This is a genomic window from Malacoplasma muris, assembly GCF_046774425.1.
Lineage (GTDB): Bacteria > Bacillota_I > Bacilli_A > Mycoplasmatales > Mycoplasmoidaceae > Malacoplasma > Malacoplasma muris.
This window is the reverse complement of the sequence record NZ_CP177248.1, coordinates 1-24,382: the sequence shown is the minus strand read 5'-3', so window position 1 is coordinate 24,382 and position 24,382 is coordinate 1. Positions and strand designations below refer to the sequence as shown.

19 protein-coding genes and 1 pseudogene are annotated in these 24,382 nt (G+C 24.9%); 2 read left to right on the top strand and 18 right to left on the bottom strand.

What is annotated here, in order from left to right:
• Positions 1-10 precede the first annotated feature (10 nt).
• Together ACLFO7_RS00100 and ACLFO7_RS00095 are read right to left on the bottom strand one after the other, a co-directional pair.
• Positions 11-898: an ABC transporter ATP-binding protein gene (locus ACLFO7_RS00100; RefSeq protein WP_412032316.1), complete on the bottom strand. Its 888-nt coding sequence runs from the start codon at positions 896-898 to the stop codon at positions 11-13.
• Between the two features lie 7 nt (positions 899-905).
• Positions 906-5,237 carry an ABC transporter permease gene (locus ACLFO7_RS00095; protein ID WP_412032315.1) on the bottom strand — a complete coding sequence of 1,444 codons (4,332 nt, stop codon included), beginning with the start codon at positions 5,235-5,237 and terminating at the stop codon, positions 906-908.
• Between the two features lie 186 nt (positions 5,238-5,423).
• On the opposite strand from ACLFO7_RS00095, the gene upp reads away from it, so the two are divergent.
• Together upp and ACLFO7_RS00085 are read left to right on the top strand one after the other, a co-directional pair.
• Entirely contained in the window at positions 5,424-6,044 is a 621-nt protein-coding gene (gene upp / locus ACLFO7_RS00090) for a uracil phosphoribosyltransferase (RefSeq protein WP_412032314.1), read from the top strand.
• A gap of 169 nt (positions 6,045-6,213) precedes the next feature.
• Positions 6,214-7,191 carry an IS30 family transposase gene (locus ACLFO7_RS00085; RefSeq protein WP_412032313.1) on the top strand — a complete coding sequence of 326 codons (978 nt, stop codon included), beginning with the start codon at positions 6,214-6,216 and terminating at the stop codon, positions 7,189-7,191.
• A 109-nt stretch (positions 7,192-7,300) separates the two neighbouring features.
• Here ACLFO7_RS00085 and ACLFO7_RS00080 read toward each other — a convergent pair whose 3' ends face one another.
• The 16 genes and pseudogenes from ACLFO7_RS00080 to dnaA form a co-directional block, all read right to left on the bottom strand.
• Positions 7,301-7,954, bottom strand: coding sequence for a thymidine kinase (locus ACLFO7_RS00080; protein WP_412032312.1), 654 nt, complete (start codon positions 7,952-7,954; stop codon positions 7,301-7,303).
• Positions 7,955-7,970: 16 nt separating this feature from the next.
• Positions 7,971-9,065: a redox-regulated ATPase YchF gene (ychF, locus tag ACLFO7_RS00075; RefSeq protein WP_412032311.1), complete on the bottom strand. Its 1,095-nt coding sequence runs from the start codon at positions 9,063-9,065 to the stop codon at positions 7,971-7,973.
• Positions 9,066-9,127: 62 nt separating this feature from the next.
• The gene (gene fba, locus ACLFO7_RS00070) at positions 9,128-10,009 is read right to left on the bottom strand and encodes a class II fructose-1,6-bisphosphate aldolase (protein ID WP_412032310.1); all 882 of its coding nucleotides are present in this window, start codon (positions 10,007-10,009) and stop codon (positions 9,128-9,130) included.
• Positions 10,010-10,044: 35 nt separating this feature from the next.
• On the bottom strand, positions 10,045-10,635 hold the full coding sequence (gene rpoE / locus ACLFO7_RS00065; RefSeq protein ID WP_412032309.1) for a DNA-directed RNA polymerase subunit delta: 591 nt from the start codon (positions 10,633-10,635) through the stop codon (positions 10,045-10,047).
• A 33-nt stretch (positions 10,636-10,668) separates the two neighbouring features.
• A complete protein-coding gene (locus tag ACLFO7_RS00060; protein ID WP_412032308.1) occupies positions 10,669-11,916 on the bottom strand; it encodes an HD domain-containing protein in 1,248 nt (415 codons plus the stop codon).
• A 105-nt stretch (positions 11,917-12,021) separates the two neighbouring features.
• Positions 12,022-13,491 (bottom strand): annotated as a pseudogene (gltX, locus tag ACLFO7_RS00055) (glutamate--tRNA ligase); the annotation flags it as partial.
• Between the two features lie 12 nt (positions 13,492-13,503).
• Positions 13,504-14,277: a hypothetical protein gene (locus tag ACLFO7_RS00050; protein WP_412032307.1), complete on the bottom strand. Its 774-nt coding sequence runs from the start codon at positions 14,275-14,277 to the stop codon at positions 13,504-13,506.
• Entirely contained in the window at positions 14,267-15,085 is an 819-nt protein-coding gene (gene rsmA, locus ACLFO7_RS00045; RefSeq protein ID WP_412032306.1) for a 16S rRNA (adenine(1518)-N(6)/adenine(1519)-N(6))-dimethyltransferase RsmA, read from the bottom strand. The genes ACLFO7_RS00050 and rsmA overlap by 11 nt, the downstream gene beginning before the upstream one ends.
• 6 nt (positions 15,086-15,091) lie before the next feature.
• A complete protein-coding gene (gene yidC / locus ACLFO7_RS00040; protein WP_412032305.1) occupies positions 15,092-16,219 on the bottom strand; it encodes a membrane protein insertase YidC in 1,128 nt (375 codons plus the stop codon).
• Positions 16,220-16,253: 34 nt separating this feature from the next.
• Positions 16,254-16,583, bottom strand: a complete 330-nt coding sequence (gene rnpA, locus ACLFO7_RS00035) for a ribonuclease P protein component (RefSeq protein WP_412032304.1) — start codon at positions 16,581-16,583, stop codon at positions 16,254-16,256.
• 9 nt (positions 16,584-16,592) lie between these two features.
• Positions 16,593-16,736: a 50S ribosomal protein L34 gene (rpmH, locus tag ACLFO7_RS00030; RefSeq protein WP_412032303.1), complete on the bottom strand. Its 144-nt coding sequence runs from the start codon at positions 16,734-16,736 to the stop codon at positions 16,593-16,595.
• A 115-nt stretch (positions 16,737-16,851) separates the two neighbouring features.
• Positions 16,852-19,365, bottom strand: a complete 2,514-nt coding sequence (gene gyrA / locus ACLFO7_RS00025; RefSeq protein ID WP_412032302.1) for a DNA topoisomerase (ATP-hydrolyzing) subunit A — start codon at positions 19,363-19,365, stop codon at positions 16,852-16,854.
• Between the two features lie 30 nt (positions 19,366-19,395).
• Positions 19,396-21,429, bottom strand: coding sequence for a DNA topoisomerase (ATP-hydrolyzing) subunit B (gyrB, locus tag ACLFO7_RS00020; RefSeq protein WP_412032301.1), 2,034 nt, complete (start codon positions 21,427-21,429; stop codon positions 19,396-19,398).
• 15 nt (positions 21,430-21,444) lie between these two features.
• Positions 21,445-21,657 (bottom strand): RNA-binding S4 domain-containing protein, encoded by a 213-nt coding sequence (locus ACLFO7_RS00015; RefSeq protein WP_412032300.1) that lies wholly within the window; start codon positions 21,655-21,657, stop codon positions 21,445-21,447.
• Between the two features lie 121 nt (positions 21,658-21,778).
• Complete coding sequence (gene dnaN, locus ACLFO7_RS00010) at positions 21,779-22,891, bottom strand: DNA polymerase III subunit beta (protein WP_412032299.1); 1,113 nt, start codon at positions 22,889-22,891, stop codon at positions 21,779-21,781.
• 84 nt (positions 22,892-22,975) lie between these two features.
• A complete protein-coding gene (gene dnaA, locus ACLFO7_RS00005; protein ID WP_412032298.1) occupies positions 22,976-24,325 on the bottom strand; it encodes a chromosomal replication initiator protein DnaA in 1,350 nt (449 codons plus the stop codon).
• Between the last annotated feature and the right edge of the window lie 57 nt (positions 24,326-24,382).

Sequence of the window (24,382 nt, the reverse complement as noted above, 5' to 3'; positions counted from 1 at the left end):
ATTTTTTTATTTACAAATCTTTTACATCTAAAGATTTCTTATTAACTATAGTTTCTTTGATTTGACCATCTGAAATAATAAATACAAGGTCTGCAATTTTAGCTATATTTTTATCATGAGTAATTATTACTATAGTAGTGTTATTTTCTTTATTAATTTTTTTAAGAAGAGTTAATATTTTTTTACTCATTTGTGAATCTACAGCTCCAGTAGGTTCATCACCAAAAATAATTTTTGGATTTTTAGCAACTGCTCTTGCAATTGCAACACGTTGTTGCTGACCTCCAGAAAGTTCACTTGGAAATTTATTTTTATATAAAGTTAAACCAACCATATCTATAATTTCATCAACAATTTTTTTATCTCTATTTTTCTTATTTAAATTAAAGCCAGTTAAGACATTTTCATAAACTGTTAATGTACCAAGTAAACCATATTCTTGAAATATGTAACCTATGTTTGATCTTCTAAAAAGTGTAAGTTCACTATTTGTAAGATTAATCAAATTAGTGTTTGCAACAATTGTGCTACCACAACTTGCTCTTGATAATCCCGATAGTATATTCATTAGTGTTGTTTTACCACTACCACTTTTACCCAAGATAACAACAAATTGTCCTTCTTTAATAGTGATATTAATGTCTTTTAAAACATGATTAGCAATATAACCATTAGTAAATGTTTTTTCAACATTAGTTAATTCTATAATATTTCCTTCAGTGTTATTAACTTGTTTTTGACCCTTATGTGGTTTATTGTCATTTATTATTTTCTTAATATCCTTTTTAGTAAGTTCATTACCAAAATCATTTACAGCATAAATTTTTTTAGTTTTTTCTTGCTGTATTTGTCTTTTTTTCAAAGAATCTTTTGTATTTTTTTTATTTTTATCATTCATAAAACACCTACTTAATTGCCTGTGGTAAATTCATATTATGAATTCTAAATCATGCAATTCAATATGATAATAAGAAAATAACAATTATTGCAAATGTTGATAATAGATAATGTCATCATATCATTGGAATAGTAAGTAATATTCCAGCAAAGCTAAAGATAACATTTACATAAATAGTATTTATTAAATAACTAAATGGAACTGCAATCAATAACCCTAATAATAATACAGGCAAGTATACAGATAAAAATGTTAAGGCATTTTTACTATCACGCAATCCTAGACATTTTAAAATTGCTGCAAGTTTAATAGAATCATTAATAATTATTCCAGAAATAATTACAACAATAATTAATGAAACAATTATTATTATAGATAAAACAATATTTTGAATATTAGATGTTGTATTTGTAACACTTGTGAACACACTTAATAATGCATTACGAGAAGTTGCTTCAGATACAATTGTAAATTGAGTACTTTCTCCAAATATTTGTGCTATTTGTTGAATTATTTCATTTGTACTTTTATTTGCAATTTCATTGCTGCCTAATATTTGTGAAATTAATGTTTTATTAGATACATTTGTTGTATTATTTGTGCTTTCAATAACACTTATTAATGTCGGCGAAGAACTAAATTTGTCAATAGCTGGATACAATCCACTTGGTGAATATAATGAAACACCATTTGTGATTTCAACTAATTCATTTTGATCTATAGTAAATATTCCATTAAATCCACTTCTATTAGTGATAAATTCATTCTTAGTTGGTAAAGTAGTTCCATCAGTTAAATTATACTTAATTTCACTAGATATCATTTCAGGACTTGTTGGAACAATTGCTTTAAAATTATTAATATCTAATCCTAAAATTTTATTTGCATCATATTGACTTATAAAGAATTCACTACCTTGATATGTAGCTGCAACTGCCACAACTTTTAAAGTAGCTGTTACTTTACTGTCGATGCCATGCAATGATCTTGAATATCTATCAACACTATTTGAAACTTCAACTTGAATTTCATCACCAATTTCTAATGAATATTTTTTTCTAGCAAATTCATTAATTATTAATGGATAACAATCTGTGGCTAATAAAGTATCATTAATTTTATTACCACTTGAATCTTTTAAATCTAATCTTAGTGAATTTTGTGATATTCCAGTAGCAATTAAATTGTCTACAATATCCTTTTCAAAACCATTAACTTTTTTAATATTGAAATCCATATAGGTATATGGTTCATCAGTTGGATTAATAACTAATTTATTATAGTTAATACTATATAAATCATTTTTATATTTTGGATTTGTATATAAATGATATAAAAATATTAAAAATTCAGGTCTAATACTTGCTATATCTGCAGTTTTTGATGTATCAAACTCTCTATATGTTGGTATTTTAATTTCAGTTCCATTTTCATCTACTGAAGATTTATAACCACCATCTAAAAATGATGATGATGAATTACCATCACTTTCTTTTGTAAAATATTTTAATGTATCTGCATAAGTACGCTCTATTGCATGTACATCATTTTTAAATTTAATCATTAATTTACTAGTTGTATCATTATAAGCATTACCTAATAAGCTATTATAATGTTTATTAGCATAATTTGCATTATTAGGTGGCATCATGCTTTCAGCTAATGCTCATGGATTTGTTGAAATACTACCAATCCCTAAATAATGATCAATAAAAGCTTTTGATGATGTTTTGTTTTTAGTATATAAAATATCACTATTCATGTCATTGTTATCTTTGGCAGAAACTAATTGATAATTCCCTAATTCATTCATATATTTTAATAGAATTGGATCATTATTAGCTGCATTTTGATATATACCTTCATTTTGATATCCAACATAACTATAGTCATTAACGTTTGCTGTAATGTCTTCATTATTATAAATACTTGTATTAAAGTAAATGTTATTTTTTAAAGTCATACCTTGATTATCATATGGTACAGCATAATATTGTCCACCTTGCACAGTTGGAGTAATCAAATTCATTTGATATATATAATTTCTTGGAGCAAATGAATCTTTAGCAGCAGCATCGTACTTATTTAAAACTGCAAACGAAAATGTTAAAGATAACATTAAAAATGCAGACATTATTGATAAAGCAATTAATCTTCATAGTGAAGAAAAAGCAATAGCTGCTCTAAATCTAATAATTATATTAAATTTCATGAATGGATATTTCATTATTCTAGAAATTCTACTCATTTTATATTTAGCATCATCTTTCATAAACTCAGATGTTTCACCACGCAATGATAACCATGCAAATAGTGTTGATACTAATAAGAATAATAGTGATAAACCTAAAACTATAAGTACTAAATATATAAATGAAAATGAAGCAAAACTTGTAGGAATAGTTCAGAAATTTCCAAGAACTTTTATTGCACTACTTTGTAATAAAAATCCTAATATATATCCTAATATTGAAGCTAATACTGTAGGAATAGAAACCAAGAAATTAATAGCTCCAATAATTTCTCTTTTTCTATAACCACTAGCTTGCATAATTCCTAAACTATTTCTATTTGTTTCAATAAATCTCTTAATAATAATTATTGATACAAATATTGAAAGCAATAATACAAATGATGTCATAAATAATGAAACAACATTTGTAACTTGAACAGTTTGAGGTATAAACTGCACTCTTAATGATGCAGGTGTTAAAGTATTTTTAGTGCTATCAAAGAAATAAGCAGCATCAATATTAGCAGGTCATGACATGTATTTTTTAGACACTTCATTAATCTTATCTAAAATTTGTGTTTTTTGTTGTTTATTCAAATTACCTATAAATTTACCAACAACAAAATTTTCTGTATTATTTCCTCTAAATGCATCATATATTTTTTCATAGCCATTTGGATTAGCATAAACTACTTGTTCTTTTTCCTTATTAGGAACAAGATTTTCAAATGTTAAAATTGGATACATGAAATCTGGAGATACACCAGTACCAACTACTACATATTCAATTTCATCTATTTTTACTTTATTATTATCCGGCAATCCTCTTATATATTGAATAAAATCTTCTTGTGAATCACTAGTATGTTTTTTTCAATCTTCAATATCAATAGGACTCTTACCTAATTTTTCAGCATAATATGGAGATATAACCATTTGATATGAAGAAAAATCATCTATATATCCAGATACTGGAATTCCTAAGTCCTCAAAACTAAACCTAACTTGATAATTTTTATTAATTATAGAATAAGAACCACTATAATTTGGTTTTAAAACAGAGTCAACAAATGCTTTTAATTTTTTTTGTGCATTTTTTAACTGTGTAGTTAATTGTGTATTATTTGTGTCATTTGGTATTTCTGAAAAATATGGATTAAAGTCATTAGAAGCTGTTTTTATATATTTGTCAAAATTAATAAATTGATTGCTAGTGTTTAATTGAGTTCATTTGCTTCTAGACAAATAATTTACCAAATCTCTTGTTCTTTGATTTATAAGATTTTTGTCTTGCTCTGTTGCATTAGCACCAAGCATCTCTTGAGTTAAACCATCAAAAAAATAATTATAATAATTTGTTGAATCTGATAATTGATTACCAGAGTAATAAACTACTTTATCAATTGTATATTGAGGCGAACTTTCAACTACTTTAAAAAATATTTTTTGCTGAGTATTATTAACATCTAAAGATTTAAATCTTCTAAACTCAATTGGTAATTTTTCATCTTTTGTTAAAGTATCATCAAAAATCTTAACAATTGCACTATTGGTATAATTTGTTAAATTAACTTTTTTTGTATTTATAAAATTGAGTACATAATCTGGTAATTTGTCAGAAGTAGTAGGTATTTTATCATAATCATCCTTTGTGACTTCAAATTGATTCTGAAATATTAAATAATTATCAATATAAGATTGAATGTTTCTCTCCTTTTCAAAAACATTTAAATAAGAGTTAGTTCAATCTATTTTTGAATAATCAATATTATTTGCATCAGTATAAACCACACCTGATGGATAAAATTGATAAGTTAGATAATATTTTGTAGTTGTAGTACCATCTGGATTATTTTCAGTAGAAGTAGACTTTGATAAATACTTTGCATTATAGTTGGCATACCCTAAAGAAAAATGCTCATTGATAACAAAATCATGTAAATTTCCATTTGTTGAAATATTATTATATGATCTTTGTAAATTTGTTGTTGTGCTATTTAAAAGAGTGAAAATAGAAGAAGAGAAAAATATTAATAGAAATAAACCTATTATTGATAATTTACTATTTTTAAAAAATCTCAAAACAGACTTAATAATCGTTCACATAATAACTCTTTCTTTTTCAATTTAAAGAACACAAACAAACAAATATTTTATATGTTTCATTATAATACCATATAAGTTAATATATTTTTAACAAAAAATGTATATTTATTTTCACATAAATATTTAATTTAAAGTCATATATATAATAATAAAGTATAAAATTAATATGGATTTGGAGGATACAACATGGTAAAAGTTTTCAATCATCCTTTAATTAAGGATAAACTAACTAGAATGAGAAAAATAGAAACTCAATCAACAAAGTTTAGAGATAATTTGAATGAAATTAGTCAATTAATGGCCTACGAGGTTACAAAAAATTTTGAAATGATAGATATAGAAATAGAAACTCCTGTAGCAAAAACTGTTGGTCAAAAATTAAAAGATAAGGTAGTATTAATTCCCATATTAAGAGCAGGCCTTGGAATGGTTGATGGACTAAAACAATTAATTCCAACAGCAAGCATTGGACATATTGGTTTATACAGAGATGAATCTACTGCATTGCCAAAACAATACTATTGTAAAATGCCAGATTGTTTAAAAGATAGTAATGCTATTATTTTAGACCCTATGTTAGCAACTGGGGGGTCAGCAAGTGAAGCAATAAAAATTGTTAAATCATTTAACCCTAAATCTATATCATTTATGTGTTTAGTTGCAGCACCAGAAGGTCTTAATAAAATTCTAAAAGATCATAAGGACATTAATATTTATATTGCTTCATTAGATGAAAAATTAAATGACAAATGTTATATTGTTCCAGGATTAGGAGATGCTGGAGATAGATTGTTTGGAACAAAATAAATATAGTAAGTAAAAAGTATTATGTTCAAATATGAACATAATACGCTCGATTGAAATACGAAGTGCAACACATATTGTAAAATATATGTGCACTTCATTTTTTTTGTTTACAAAAATAGGACAAAAGAAAAAGGTGCCCTTAGTTTTCCATAACAACGAGACACCCACTATGTTATACAACCATTTATCAGAAAAAGAAAGAGCATTAATTGAATTTATGTTCTACCAAGAAAGAAGATCTTTAAATTCAATTGCAAAAGAATTGAATGAACATAGATCTACAATATCAAGAGAATTAAAAATAAATGAATCTTGTGGAATATATAATTCTAATAATACTCACAAAAAATACTTAAATAGAAAATGAAATTCTCATGCTTTTTATCTTGATAGATTCAAAAGCTTTACAGATTTATTTTTAGATAAATTTAGAAAAATAGATCATGGAGTTGAAGCAACTTGTCATTATATTAAAAAAATTATCCTTGTGTCAAAACACCAAGTTCTAGACAGGTTTTTTAATTGAATAAAATCCAATAGATGAAAATTAAAAAGATCAGATAGACTTAGAAAAGGATATGTAAAAGGAAGAAAAAGACATAAAGGTATGTTTTCTAAATTTGATGAAAAATATGTATTTCCTTTTTGAGCTAGACCTTCTAAAATAGAAAAAAGAGAAGAATATGGACATTTTGAAGCAGATTTAATTATTGGAAAAAGAAAAGCTGGATATAGTAATTTGCTAACTCTAGTAGAAAGAGTTACAAGAATGACATATATTATTAAAGTCAAAAATAAAAATTCTTTTACAATAAATTCAACAATTAAAAAATTGGTTGAAGAAAATAATTTAGAAGTAAAAACAATCACAATAGATAATGGAATTGAGTTTAATAAAATAGGAATCCTTGCCTATTGATTAAATTGCAAAATTTATTATTGTGAACCATATGCTTCATTTCAAAGGTGAAGCAATGAAAATGCAAATGATCTTATTAGAAGAATATATAAAAAAGGAACAGACTTTGATTTATTAACAGATGATGATGTAGTTAGACTACAAAATAGAATAAACTTCATGCCAAGAAAAATGTTTTGTTTTAAATCAAGTTATGAAATAAATAAACATTATATAGAAAGAAAATAAAAACTCATAACCATTTTATTGGTTATGAGTTATAAGTTGTGCTATTATGATGTTGCACTTCATATTTCATTCAGGGAAGTATTATGTTCAAATATGAACATAATATTTTTTATTTCTTAATGCTTTTTTTATAACTTGTCTTAAATTCCTTAATTGGTAAATCATAAACTTTACCAGGAACTTTATGATGATGTCTACATCTAACTGTATATGACTCTTGATTACCAATTTGAACTACAGGAGAATCAAAGTGGGCAGGCATACCATTAATTAATCTTAATGATATTGTTCCAGGTGCTCCGCATTCTGTACACACTGCAGATAACTTTGTAATATGTTCAGCATAACAAGAAATTTTTGCTGTTACCATAAAAGGTTCATTTTTAAAATCTCTATCTAATGCTGCAACGTAAACAATTACTCCAGAATCTGCTAATGCTTCACAAACATCGACTATAGATGTATCTGCAAATTGGGCTTCATCAATTGCTACAACTTGTGGAAGAACAATATTTTTCTTAACATAATCTAAAATTTGATATGGATGTTCAAACTCAATAGCATAAGAACTTCTTCCATCTCTTGACTTAATTTCTTTCTTACTTCTAGTATCTACTATAGGTTTAAAAACAATGTAGGATACATCAGCATATTCAAGTCTTTTTAATCTTCTTAATAATTCTTCTGATTTACCAGCAAACATTGGACCACAAATTAATTCAATTCATCCTTTTTCTTTTCCAAAAGCATTAAATTTTGCCATAATATATTCTCCCTAATTAAACATTAAATCTAAATGTGCAAATATCACCATCTTGCATAACATAATCTTTACCTGCTAACTTCAGTTTTCCAGATTCTTTAACAGCATTTTCACTTTTCAAAGATATCAAGTCATCATATTTGATTATTTCTGCCTTAATAAATCCTCTTTGAAAATCTGAATGAATAATTCCAGCACATTCTGGTGCTAACATACCATTTTTAAAAGTTCATGCTCTAACTTCTTTTTTACCATAAGTAAAGAATGTAGATAGTCCAAATAATGTATAAGATTTAAACACAAGCTTGTCTAAACCAGATTGTTCCATTTTATATTCTTTCATAAATTCTATTTTAGATTCTTTATCTAATAAAGATATTTCAAATTCTAATTTTACAGATAATGGAACTACATTATTCTTACCAACTCTTTCACAAAGAGAATTATAATGAGTATTACTACTAATATCGATTACAGAATTTTCATCAATATTAGCAACATAAATTACTGGTTTTAATGTTAATAAGTTATAAGACTTAATAATATTTTTTTCATCTTCACTTAATTCTAAAGTATTCAATAATTTTTCTTTCTTTAAGCAATCCAATAATTTATCACAAATTTCTTTTTCTATGATTGAAGTTTTATCTCCAGATTGTGCTTTTTTTGCTATTTTTGATATTCTATTATTCAATACCTCTAAATCTGCTAATATTAATTCCAAATTAATTATTTCAAGATCTCTAATTGGATCAACGCTATTATTAACATGTGTTATATTTGAATCATCAAAACATCTAACAACATGACATATTGAATCCACTTCTCTAATATTTTGTAAAAATTTGTTTCCTAAACCTTCACCTTTTGAAGCCCCAGCAACAAGTCCTGCAATATCTACAAATTTGTATGTAGTATAAACAATACTATTTGGTTCAATTAGTTCACATAATTTTTCCATTCTAATATCATTAACATTAACAATACCAACATTTGGTTCAATAGTTGCAAATGGGTAATTTGCTGCTTCTACTCTTGAATTAGTAATCGCATTAAATAATGTAGATTTACCAACATTTGGTAAACCTATTATCCCTGTTGATAAACTCATAAATTCTCCTTAATAAAAATTGGAAATATAAAAAATGTAACATAAAAGCTACATTTTAATTATTATGCTTTGCCTAAAGAACCAAATAAAGTCATTTTTTCAATTATTGTTTTTTTAATTGCTTCTGCTCCTGGTTTTAATAATTTTCTAGGATCAAAACCTTTTTTAGCAGTATTCAAATCTTCTTTATCTTCAATATATTTTCTTGTTGCGCTAGCAAATGCAAGTTGACATTCAGTATTAACATTAATTTTAGAAATACCTAAACTAATTGCTTTTTTAATTTGATCTTCAGGAATTCCAGTTCCACCATGAAGAACAAGTGGAATCGAATTTGTTGAACAAGCTATATTTTCCAAAACCTTAAAATTAAGTCCTTTTCAATTTTGTGGGTATATTCCATGTATATTACCAATACCAGCAGCTAACATTTCAATACCTAAAGTTGACATTACTTTACATTCTTCAACATTAGCCAACTCACCTTCACCAATAACACCATCCTCTTCACCACCAATTGATCCAACTTCAGCTTCAACAGAGGCATTATATTTTTTTGCAAGCTCAATAATTTCTTTTGTCTTCTTAACATTTTCATCAAATGGATAATGTGACCCATCAAACATAACTGAACTGAATCCTGCTTCCAACGCTTTAATAGCGCCATCATATGACCCATGATCTAAATGCAATGCAACTGGAACAGTAATATTCATAAATTCCATAACATTGTTAACCATATCAACTACATTTTTAAATCCACATTGATATTTAACTGCACCTTCTGATACACCAATTATTATTGGTGAATTTGTTGATTGTGCTGCATCCAAAATTGATTTAACTCACTCTAAATTATTAGTATTGATATGAGCAATTGCATATTTACCCATTCTTGCTTTATCAACCATTTGTTTAACATTAACCAAACGAGAAACTGACATACTTATTACCCCTTACAAAATACACTTATAATGAATTATTCATCATTATCATCAAGTGAATCATCATCTTCATTTTCTTCTGATTCTTCATCATCGACACCAACAAGTGAATCATCATCTTCATCACTATCTATATCATCTGAATCATCATCTATTTCAGAATTTGATCTTATAGAATCTATTGAATTAGTTTTTTCAATTTCATCTTCTTCATCATCAGAACCAATTTTTCTCATATTTGGTTTTTTAATATTGTCATCATCTTCTGTATCATCAATAATTAAATCATCATCAATTTTTTCAATCTTTGATTTTAATTCATATTTTTCAACATCAGACATGTATTGATCTGCATCTTCTTCATGATATTCATCAAGTCCAAACATTGAAGAGGTTATTTTATTTATCTCATTTACTGTAAAATTTTCTCTTAGGGCTCATTTTTGTTTTCCTAAAGATATAAATCTAATATCTTGAAGGATTTCAATATATAAATCTGCTGAACAATTCTTAATAGATGGTTCTTCTTTTACTAAAATATTGTATAAATCTTTAAAAGTAAAATATGATTTTTTAAAATTTACTTTAGCACAATGATATGCTTTTTCAATTAAGTGTCTTTCCATGATAAATCCTTTTTTAACAATAATAAGTTTAAACTAAATAATTAGGTTTTTATTAACTAAAATAATTTTGTCTTTATTTTCTTTGCGTGCATTATTAAAATGAACAAATTTACTATGATCAAACTTATATAATTTATTTGTTTTAGTGTCAATAATGTTAATATGATATTTTTCATCATCAAGATAAACAATTTTTTCACCTTTTCATAGTTCATTTATTAAATATTTTTCATCAATTTTATGTGTAATATCTTTTATAATTTCATCAATATGATTTCTTTTAGAATAGTCTAATGATACAACACCATCTTCTTTAAAAAATGCATCAAGAAATGAATTTATTATTTTATCATTCATAATTCTTAATGAATCTATAAAACTTATAAAAGTTGTATCAGTAAAGTGTAAAAATGTATTTAAATCAAATTCAAATTTATTTTCTAAAACAATTTTAGAATATAAGTGATAATAATAAATTTTTTCCTTATATTTTATGAATTGGTTTTTAATCTCTTTTAATCTAGAAAAAATAGAAACTAGTGCTCATTCATATATATAAGAATGCTTATTATTATATATATCTTGATGTATATAATATCTTCCTAATAAAAAGCTTTCAATAACATTTATTGTGCTGCTTGCAAAATATATGTCATTATCAATAAAATGTGTTCTTTTTATTAAAAAGTCAATGTCAATTGTTGAATAATGTGTACCTAAAAAATATGAATCTCTAAGCATATAATCAATTCTATCAATGTCTAAATTTGATGAAATTAATTTATTAATTCAATCATATTTTGACACACCATCTAAAACATCAACAACTTCTTTAGGCTTAATATTATTTTTAATAAGTAATTTATTAATTTGTGAATTACTATCTAAAATAATTTGTTTTGTGATGCATTCATGAGATGTGTTTGATATTTTCTCAAAAACATGCGAAAAGGGTCCATGACCAATATCATGTAATAATGCTGTTATTAAAAATAATTTTTTCTCAGCTGTAGAAACTTTTGGAAATAATTCATTCATAAATTTTGAAGCAACTTGAAAAGCTCCAATCGAATGCATGTATCTATTATTTGTTGCAGATGGAAAAACTTTATAACTTACTCCCAATTGCATCACATATTTTAATCTTTTAAATTCAGGAGTTGCAATAAAATCTAAAATCCATTTTTCATTATAAAAATTAATTTCTCTATGAATAGGATCTTTTATTGTTAGGTCTCTATCAACATACAATAACAGATTAAATTTTCTATTATTTGACATATTGTCACCATTTTACTATATTTTATTTTTTGATTTTTTAACTGTACTTTTTCTCTTTGTAACTGTTTTCTTTTTTGCATCATTAGTTGGTGTACTTTTATTTGACAGTTCTTTCAATAATAATTTGATGTTTTCTAATACAATATTTTTACCAAATAATGATATAGTTTTTGCTAATTCAGGTCCATGTGACCTATGTGTTGCAAATAATCTTAGTGGCATAAATAAATTTTTACCATTTCTGCCTGTTTCTTCTTTCAAAATAGAAATTATTGTTTTTATACATTCCTCATTAAATTCATTAGACTCTAAAATTTTGTTATTAAATAAATTTATAAATTCTAATAAATCTTTATCTTTAACATTTAACATTTCATTTTCAGAAATTAACTTTTTTAAATTAACTTTTTCTAGAAATGTTTCATTTAACAAGTGATTAATTTGTTTTGCATATGAAATTTGATTCTTAAATAGTAGAATACATTCTTTTTTTCTATCTTCAAGATGATTTAAATTGATTTCAATAAATGGAGTAACAAAAGCTAAAAACATTGTATCATTCATTAATTTAAAATGTTCTGAAGAAATCCATTCCATTTTTTTAAAATCAAATGTTGTTGATGATTTACTAACTTTATTAATATCAAAATTTTTGATTGCAGTCACCATATCAAATATTTCTTGATTTTCATTAGCACTCATTCCAAGTAAATACATAAAATTACAAATTGCTTCTGGAGTAAATCCCATATTTTTATAGTCTTCAATGAATTGTTTTAGTTCAATATTTCTCTTTGATAATTTTTTACCTGTTTCATCAATTATTAATGATAAATGACCAAAACTAATTTCATTTTTAAAACCTAAACTATTTTTAATTGCAATTTGATAAGGAGTATTTGAAATGTGTTCTTCTCCTCTTATAATATGTGTTATTTTCATATCATAATCGTCAATCACAACAGCAAAATTATACATAGGATAACCATTAGACTTTAATATAACAGGATCAGTTAAAGCATAAGCTGGAACAACAATCTGTCCTCTAACAATATCATCTCATTTAAATTCATCTTTATCATTTATCTTTAATCGAATAGAATAGGGCAAATTATTTTTTAAATTTTCTTTGATTTGTTCTTCAGTTAATTTCAAACATGTTCTATTATATTTAGGAGTAATACCTTTTTGTAATGCTTCTTTTCTATCTATTTCTAATTTTTCAGTGGAACAAAAACATCTATAAGCTTTTTTTTCTTCCAATAATCTAATAGCTAAATCTTTATATCTAGAGAGCTTTTCAGTTTGCTTGTATGGACCATAATTTCCAGGATTTAACAATGACTCATCAGGAAAAATTTTAAGTCACTTAAGATTATTTAATTGTGATTCAGCCCCGCCTTCAACATTTCTTTCAATATCTGTATCTTCAATTCTTACAACAAAATCACCATTATTTTTTTTAGCAAATAAATAATTAAATAATGCAGTTCTAGCACCACCAATATGGAACAATCCTGTAGGACTTGGAGCATATCTTGTTCTTATAATTTTATTTTTTATTAAATTAGACATAAATATATTCCTTTATTCTATTACTCTAAACAAAGTACTTCCACTTCCTGATAGTTTAAATCTATTTCCATTAATATTTTCATTTAATCTTGCAGTAAATTCCTTTACCTCAGGATAAGCAATAAAACAAGCTTGTTGCAATTGATTTCTTAAAGCATTAAAATTTTTTTCTTTAAGTAATTTCAATTGTTTATCTCCTTTAATTTTTTCTTTTTTTTCTAAAGATCTATATTTATCAAAAACTGTTTTAGTATTACAAGCAATTCCATTATTAGCAATTTCAATTTCAATATTAAAAGGTAATTTTATTTGTTTTACTTTTTCACCATAAGAAGTGATTCTTGCTACAGTAAATTTTGATAAGAAAAATGGAATGTCACTTCCAATTTTTACTATTTCTCTTAATAATTTTGGTGTGGGTTTAATTTTATTTTCATCTAATATATATTTAGCAACAGCAGCAGCATTTGAAGACCCTCCACCTAAGCCTGCTTGAATAGGAATCTTTTTATATATATCAATTTTATAATTTGTTTTGATTCCAAAATCATTTAACAAATTTAAAATTCTTTTAACAACACAATCCTCAAATTTTATTAACTGACCACTACCTGTAAAATATCTAATTTTACTAGTGTCATCTTTTTCGTTTTTATAGATATTTATAGTATCGTATAAATTTCCTGCTTTTGTCAAAACACTATCTAATTTATGTAATCCAATTTTTTTATTATATTTATGAACTAACAAATATAAATTAACCTTAGCATAAGATTTAATTTCCATATTTTAACTCCTTCATTAATAAAACATATTGATTTTTATCTAATTGCTCTGGCCTTACATTTTCATCTAAATTAAGAGCATTAAAACAATTATATATTGTTTTTTTACTAAAATTTGTTTTTAAGTTATTTACTAATTTTTTTCTTTTATTTAAAAAACAAATTTTTAGAAATTTTTCCATTTTATATAAATCAAAATCTATTTTCTTCTTTGGGATAACCTTAATTACTGTAGATATTACATGTGGCTCTGGATAAAAAACTGTTGATGGAACATCAAATTCTTTTTTAACATCAGCTAAAAGAGATATTAGGATAGAAAATCCATTGTATTTTGTTGATCCAACTTTAGATGTTATTCTATCTGCCATCTCTTTTTGAACCATTAATACCATACAATCTATTCTTGAAGTTTTTAATAAATTAATTAACACTTGCGAAGAAATACTATAAGGTAAATTTGAAATTACAATGGATTTATTAAATTTATTTTTATCTAAAATTTCATTCAGATTTAATTTTAAAATATCATGATTAATAATATTTATTTGATTATATTTTTTATTTAAAAATTCATATAATCTTTTATCAAATTCAATTAAAGTAAGGTTATGGGTTTTCTTTATTATAAAATCTGTTAAAGCTCCAAATCCAGGACCAATTTCTAAAACAAAGTCATTGCTATCAATAGGAACTAAATTAACTATCTTATTTTTATAATCATTTGATAACAAAAAATTTTGACCTAATTTTTTAGATGGAAAAAAGTTGTTATCTTTCAAAAATTTTATAATTTGATTATTTTCCATAATAAATTAGTAAACTCCTAAATATTTTAATTTTTCTTCAAGAGTAATTCCTTTTTTTCGCTTTTTCAAAATAAGCTTATGAATAATGAAAGCTTGTGCAATAGAAAATAATGAAGATAAAAATCAATATAATCCAATACCAGTTGGTGATGATATAACGATAAATACTAAAACTAGCATCATAACTGTCTGAATCATTCGTGTTTTTTTTGCTTGCTTTTTACCTTCTTCACTTAATGCAATTGCATTATTATTTCTTTTTTTAGCAAGTCATTGTGGTAGTTTTTGAGATATTATCTGTGCAGGAACAACTATCAATAAGAAAAATATAAATACTCAACCTCCATTCACTAAATTATTCAAAATTTCAGTTAATGGTGTCTTACCAAGATCTCATATAGAAAATAAACTAGCTGATTTTATTGGTCTCAAAATTGTGACAACACGATACACAATTAAGAAAATTGGCATTGTTACAAATATTTGTTCAAACATTGCAAAAGGTTTTATATTATATTTCTTATATAATTCATTAATTTCCATTTGCTTTTTTTGCTTGCCTGCCATGTCTTTTACATTTTTATATTTAGCATTTATTTCAGCTATTTTACCCTGAATTTCAGACATTCTTTCAGATTGAACTGTTGATCTAATGGAAATTAATAAAGTAATTCCTCTAATAATAAATAGCAATATAAAAATCGCTAATAATGCATTTAATCCACCTCATCAATTTCTAGTAGCATACATTATTTCCAAAACTAATCTAGCACCAGGTCAAACAAAAAATGCAAAAAATGGACCATATTGAAAACCTCATTCACTAAAGGTGTAATATTCTCCTGTTAAATTACCAAACAAATCATATCTAAAATCACCTGTTGTTCCTCATAAATAACCAAACTCCATACCTTGACCAAGTAGAACATTAGTTTTTGTCTCAGGTTCTATCATTGTTTGGAAACAACCTCATAATCCCATTAATGTTAAAAAAGCATAAATAATAATTTTAAGTCATTTTAAAATTACTTTAAGTATTTTTTTTGTTTCATTTTTTCTATGTGCTTTAGGGTCATTTTGTGATTGTCAAAAAGGAGTAGCTACAAAGCTTTGAATATTTGATTCAGTTGACATATAGTTTTACTCCTTTCTAAAAATGAATTAAATTCTAATTAAATACTTTTGATAATATTGATTCAAGATCACATTTTTTAGTTTTAAAATCGACATCAAAAAATTTTGGCTTCACAATTACAATTATATCAATCCCAAAATTTAAGTTACAAAATCGAGTTAATATAAATTTAATTTGTCTTTTAGCAATATTTCTAATAACTGCTTTTTTTTGTAGTTTTTTACTCACAGAAATTGCAAAACGAGGTTTTCCAATATTGTTTTTTGCATAATATATAATGTAAAAAGAAGAATAATATGATGTTTTTTTCAAAAAAAGATTATCAAAATCCTTTCTTGATTTAAGCATATATTTATTCTTCATAAGAAACTATTACTTATCAGAAACAGTTAATTTATGTCTTCCTTTTTGTCTTCTTCTTCTAATTACATTTTTTCCATCTGAAGTTTTACTTCTAGACAAAAAACCATGTTTTTTTGCTCTTCTTCTTTTATTTGGTTGATATGTTCTTTTCATATTAATTCCTCAATATTATTATTATAAATATGTACAAAACCACTAAACTAATACTAAATAATAATATCATATAATGGCTATTTTTTATTATTGGTTTAGTTTAATAAAAACTCTTTTATTCATCATTTTCTTCATCATTATTATCAGGGCTAAATAAAGCAGCAGAAACAATTTTTTCTTTTGGTTGTAATTTTACTAAAGTAACACCTGATGTACTTCTACCAATAATTCTTAATTTTGTTAATGAAGTTCTAATAATTTTACCAGAACTTGTAACAATTAATATATCTTCATCACCCTTAACAGCTGATGAAAATACCATCTTACCAGTTTTATCATTCTGTCTTAGGGTAACTACACCTTTAGATCCACGACGTGTTAATCTATAATTTTCAGCCTCTGAAATCTTTCCTAAACCTTTTTCACCAATTGAAAGAATTAAGTCTCCTTTTTGAGAACATGATGCTCCAACAACAATTATTTGAGTATCAATTTTTTTCTTATTTCTTCCAGCTGCTTCAACCTTTATATTAATTCCTTTAACACCACTTGCAGTTCTTCCCATGATTCTTACATCTTGTTCATTAAATCTAGCAAGTAATCCATTAGATGCTCCAAGATAAATTTCATCTTTACCACGTGTAACAAAAGCTGACAATAATTTATCATCTTCTCTTAATGTAATAGCAATTTTACCATTGGTTCTAATAGAATTATATTCAGAAAGACTTGTACGTTTAACAATACCTTTAACAGTTGCTAAAAATAAAAATCCTTTTGAATAATCATCAACTGGAAGCATAACTAGTATTTTTTCATTTTTTTCTATATTAATTAAATTAATTGCAGGCACACCTTTAGCTTGTCTACTACCAAGTGGAACTTCATGTGCTCTAATTCTATATACTTTTCCTGCATCTGTAAAAAATAGCAAATCAGTATGAGTTGTTGTTGTAATAATATCATCAACAGCATCATCATTATATGTGTTAACTCCCTTTACTCCAACACCACCTCTTTTTTGCAATTTATAAGTATCAATAGGAATTCTCTTTAAATAATTATTAGCTGACATGCTAATAACTACATCTTCAACAGGAATTAAATCTTCTTCATCGATTGATGCATTTACACCATATAAAATTTCTGTTTTTCTTTCATCACCATATAATTTTTTTAAGTTTAACAATTCATTTGAAATTATTGTAATTTGTTTATCATTTGATTTTAGAATGCTATTAAGTTCAATAATTAATTTTTTTATTTCTTTTAATTCATCTTCAATTTTTTGTCTTTCAAGTCCAGATAAATTTCTTAATCTCATATCTAAAATTGCTCTAGATTGTATTTTTGACAACTTAAATTTAGTTATTAATTGTTTTTCAGCATCATCATTATCTTTTGATTCTCTAATGATCTTAATAACAGCATCAATATTTTTCACTGCTATAAAAAGCCCTTCAAGAATGTGTTCTCTTTCTTCAGCTTTTTTTAATTCATATTTTGTTTTTCTAACCAAAACATTTATTTGGTGTTTTAAATATTGTTGAAGTACTTCTTTAATGTTTAATAATTTTGGTTCTCCATCAACTAAAGCTAGCATATTAACACTAAAATTTGTTTGTAATGGAGTCATTTTAAACAATTTATTAAGTAAGACTTCTGGAACAACTTCTTTTTTAACTTCAATTACAATTCTTATTCCCTCTCTTGATGATTCATCTCTTAAATCAGATATTCCTTCAATTGCATCAGTTCTTACTAATTCAACTATTTTTTCAATAAGAGAAGATTTATTAACAAGATATGGAATTTCTTTAATTATAATAATATTCTTTCCAGTATCTTTTTTTATTATTTCAGCTTTAGATCTAATTGTTACAGACCCTCTACCTGTTTCAAAATAATTTATAATTCCTTGCTCACCAACAATTTCAGCATTTGTTGGAAAATCTGGACCCTTTATATATTGTTTTAATTCAGATACAGTAGCATCTTTATTTTTTGCTAAATGTAATACAGCATCAATAATTTCTCCTAAATTGTGAGGTGGTATATTTGTTGCCATACCAACTGCAATTCCTGAAGAACCATTAGCTAATAAATTAGGAAATAACGCAGGCAAAACAACAGGTTCTTTTTCACTACCATCATAATTATCTGCAAAATCAATTGTGTCTTTATCTATGTACTTTAACATTTCTCCAGATATTTTAGATAATCTTGCTTCTGTATATCTCATAGCAGCAGCACCATCACCATCAATAGAACCGAAATTACCATGCCCATCAATTAACATATATCTCATTGAAAAATCTTGTGCCATTCTCACCATTGTTTCATAAGCTGCAGTATCACCATGTGGATGGAACTTACCAATAACTTCACCCACAAGTCTAGCTGATTTTTTATGTGGCTTATCATGTGTCATCCCCAAATTATATGCAGCATAAAGAACTCTTCTATGAACAGGTTTAAAACCGTCACGAACATCAGGTAATGCACGAGAAACAATAACTGACATTGCATATTCCATAAAAGAATTTTCAACTTCTTTTGTTATTGATTTATCATAAATTTTACTCTTTGATAAAACTTCTTTTATTTTTTCAAAATTATTTGTAGACATACATTAACTCCTCTTTCAATCAATAACAAATTAAATATCCAAATTCTTTACATATTTAGCATTTTTTTCAATAAATTCTTTTCTTGGTGCAACATCATCACCCATTAATAATGAAAAATTTTTATCAGCTTTTAATGCATCATCAATAGTAACTTTTAACAATACTCTATTTGTAGGATCCATTGTTGTTTCTCAAAGTTGATCTGGATTCATTTCACCTAATCCTTTATATCTTTGAACAGTATATTTTGCTTTAGATGCTTCTTTTTTAAAATCATCTAAAGTTTTTTCATCATAAGCATATTTTGCAGACTTACCAACACTAAATTTATACAATGGAGGTTGAGCAATATATACATTACCATTTTCAACTAAAGGAAGCATATATCTATATAAAAATGTTAATAACAATATTCTAATATGCGCCCCATCAACATCAGCATCAGTCATAATAATAATTTTGTTATATCTTAATTTATCCAATTTAAATTCAGGACCAACACCTGCGCCAATTGCAGTTATTAAATTTATTATTTCATCATTACCAAAAATACGGTCTGATTTTGCTTTTTCAACATTTAAAATTTTTCCTTTTAAAGGAAGAATAGCTTGATATACTCTATCTCTACCTAATTTTGCTGAACCACCTGCTGAATCACCTTCGACAATATACAATTCAGATATCTCTCTATCTCTTGTAGAACAATCAGCAAGTTTACCAGGTAATGAATTAGATTCAAATGGTGATTTTCTTCTTGTTGCTTCTCTTGCATCAAATGATTTCTTTCTTGCCTCCATTGCAAGCAAACATTTTTTAATAATAATTGTTGCATCATCAGGATTTTCAAGTAAATATTTTTCAAATATATCAGTTGTTATATTATTTACTAATGGTCTTACTTCGCTATTTCCAAGTTTTCTTTTTGTCTGACCTTCATATTGTGGATTAGGATGCTTAATAGACACAATAGCAGTTAAGCCTTCAATAGCATCTTCCTTTGTTATTTTTTCATCAGTGTCTTTTAACAATTTCTTTTCAATAGCAAATTTATTAATAACTTTTGCTAATGCAAATTTAAAACCCTCTTCATGTGATCCACCTTCTGTTGTGTTAATGTTATTACAAAAAGTGAATGTAGAATTGTTATAAGTTTTATTATATTGAAAAGCAACTTCAACTCTAATACTATATTTATCATTTGTGTTTGCAGCTTTTACTGTTTCTTCTTTCTCGTCATAAATAATAGATTGAACTAGAGGTTCTTTTTCACTATTAAGTTCTTCAACTCATTGTTTAATTCCACCTTCAAAATGAAATTTTTCTTTATAATCATCTCTTTCATCAATGAAATTAATTACAATTCCTTTATTTAAATATGCCAATTGCTTTAGTCTGTCAATTATTGTTGTTTGATCAAAATCAACTTTCTCCATAATAGAATAATCAGGAAAAAATTCAACAATAGTACCATGCTTTATTGAAGCTTTTTCATTAATTATTTTAAGTTCATGAACTGGTTTACCACCATCTCTAAACTCTATAAAATGTTCTTTATTATCCCTATAAACTCAAACTTTCATGCAAGATGATAATGCATTTACAACAGATGCACCAACACCATGTAAACCACCAGAAACCTTATATGATTCATTATCAAATTTTCCACCAGCATGTAACACTGTTAAAACTGTTTCAACAGTAGACTTTTTAGTTTTAGGATGTTTTTCAACAGGAATACCTCTACCATCATCTGCAACTTTAATTGAATTTTCTTTGGTAACAATAACATCAATTTTAGTAGCAAAACCGCCCATGGCTTCATCAATTGAATTATCAACAATTTCTCAAATCATATGATGTAAACCTTTTGAATCTGTTGATCCAATATACATACCCGGTCTTTTTCTAACAGCCTCTAATCCTTCAAGGATTTTAATACTATCTGAAGTATAAGATTTTGTTCTAGATGTTGTTTTTCTTTCTTTTTTAATTGTTTCAACAGTAGAAGTAGTAGCTATATTATTTTCTTTATTTTCTTCTACTTTTTTTGCTACTCTTGGCATATTAACCCCCATCTATTAATTATTCTTTATTAAATAAGTTAAACCAAGTATTTTAACTTGGTCACCGTTAAATAACTTTCTTCCGCGTCTGTTCTCAATTTCACCATTAACTTGGATAGTATTTTGATGCAAAAAACTTTTTATATCACTGCCATTAGATATCAAATTAATAAATTTAACAAATTGCCCTAATTTAATATATTCAGTTTTTATAAAAATTTCTTTCAAAATTAACTCCAATAATAAGAAAAACAAACTATTAAAATTATACATTTAAAAACAAAATAAAATTAATGATTTTTCTCATTTTTTTAAAAAACTATTGATATACAGCACTAGAATAAAAAATTTAATATGAATTTCTCAATGGCAAAATTAACTGTAAAAAATTTTCTTCCTTTTTGTCAGTTAAAATCATTGGCCTATTTTCCTTTGACATACTTAATTTAATTTCGTTACTATCTACCACTTTAAGTAGTGAAATCAAAAATGATGCATTCAACATTAATGAAAGATTTGAACCACTAAATTCTTTTACTTTAATTATTTCATCAGAATTTCCTAGTTCTATACTTTTGAAGCTAACAATAATAGAATCTTCTTTCATATTAAGTTTTACTATAGGTTTCTTTTCAACCATAGCAATTACTATTCCTCTTTCTAAAGCATCCATCATTTCTTTTTTATCAACTACTAATCAACTATCTCTTGGAGATTTAATAATGTCATAAATATTAGGATAATCACCATCCATAATTTTTGTTGAAAAAACAAAATTACCTAATTTAATCATCAAATTATTATCTGATAAATATAGATGAACATTTTCTTTGAAGTCAACTATGTCAGATAGCAAATAAAAAACGCTTGAATCAATTGTAATTTTAAATGATGGACCATCAAAATCATATGTTATATAAGAAAGTTTATATGAATCTGTTCCTACTATATGAAGTTTACCATCTTTAGATTCTATAAATACCCCATTTAATATACTTATTTTTTCTTTATTTTGAGAAACAGAATGAACAATTTTTGTTAATATAGATTTAAAAATTATAGGTTCTAATTCTATTTTTTCTCATGAAGAATAATCAAAGTTTATATTTGGATATTGTTCATCATCCATAATATTAATATTTGAATCAAAAGACTCTGTTTTGATTTTTAAAACTGAATTATCAACTTTTTCAAATAATATATCTTCGTTTTTTAATTTTGTTATTATTGTAGCGAATAATTTTGATTTTATTAAAACAGATCCTTCTTCTATTATTTTTACATTTTCTTTTATTTCTGATTTACATGAAACAAATCCATTACTTGTTATAATAGTAATTTTATTATTTTTTGCTTGAAGTAACATTCCTTGAATAAAAGGTGAAATAATATTACTATCAATTAATGAATTACATGTTTTAATAGATTCAATTATATTTTTTTTATTAAGTATAAATTTCATTTTATTTCCTTATGTTAATTATTTTTATTATTTAAATTATTTTATTTATTATTATGTATGTTAATAATGTGGATATGTGGAAAACTATATTCTTTTTATTATATTTTCTATAAAAATTTTTAATTGTGTATCAGTTTTAATTTTTTCTGAAATTGTATTTACCGAATCAATGACAGTTGAATGATCTCTATTAGAAAAATACTTTCCAATTTCACTATAAGACATATTTAATTTTTCTCTTAATACGTACATACAGACTTTTCTTGGAAATACAATTTCTTTTTTTCTTTGTTTTGATGTAACTAATGATGGATTTATACCATAAGCTAGTGAAATATTATCAATTATTACATTTGGATTTATTTTATAATTATTGTTTAATAATCCATTTTCAATTTCTAAATTTAATATATTTTTAATTATTTCCTCATTAATTATTTGATCTGATTCCATATTATTTATTGAATAAAATAATATTTTATTTAGTATTCCTTCTAAAATTCTAATATCTGTATTAAATCTATTTGCAAGAAAATTTATAGATGTACTAGTAAATTGATTTTTTCTTAGTGATTTATTTATTTTATCAATAATAATTTCTTTTATAGTATCAATGTCAGGAGATGGTATTTTTATTGTTAATCCAGAGTTAAATCTAGATATCATTCTTTGATCAATTTTAAGTGTTTCAGGACTTTTGTCTGAAGTCATAATTATTGTTTTATTATGCTTTTTTAAATAATTAAAAATACTAAAAAATATTTCATTTAACTTGTCTTTATTAGTTAAAAATTGTATATCATCAACAAGAAATAAATCAATATCATTATAACTGTTCTTATATTCTTCTATTTCAAGACCACCTTGAGATATAGAAGAGTAAGCCTGTCTTAAAAAATCTTCAGTTGATATGTATTTTATTTTTTTATTTGGATACAAATTATGATATTTAAAAGCTATAGCATTTAAAATATGTGTTTTTCCTAATCCTGTAGATCCATAAATAAATAAAGGATTAATATTTAAACTATTATTATCTATTATTGCATTTGCAGCTTCATATAGATTTTTGTTAAATTTACCAACAATGTAGTTTTCAAAGATTAATTTTTCATCTAAATCATCTAGTGTGTTTTTTATATTATTTTTTATTTCTATATTTTTATCTAATAAGTTTTTTTCTTCATCTAAAATAAAAATAACATTATACGTTTTAGAAGTTAATAATGATAATTTATGATTAATTATTTTTAAATAATCTTTAGTTAATACTTCCTTTGAAAAAACACTATCAGTAATTACATAAAATTTATCATTTATAATTTTATGAAATTTTGTATTCAAAAAACTATTATAAAAAAAAGCATTATTAAATTCGCTTTTTATATCTATTTTTAATTTTTCTCAAGAATTCTTTAAAGTAATATTATTCATGTAAATAATTATATATTCTATATTTATTACAATAAAAAAATATTCACATTAAGTGAA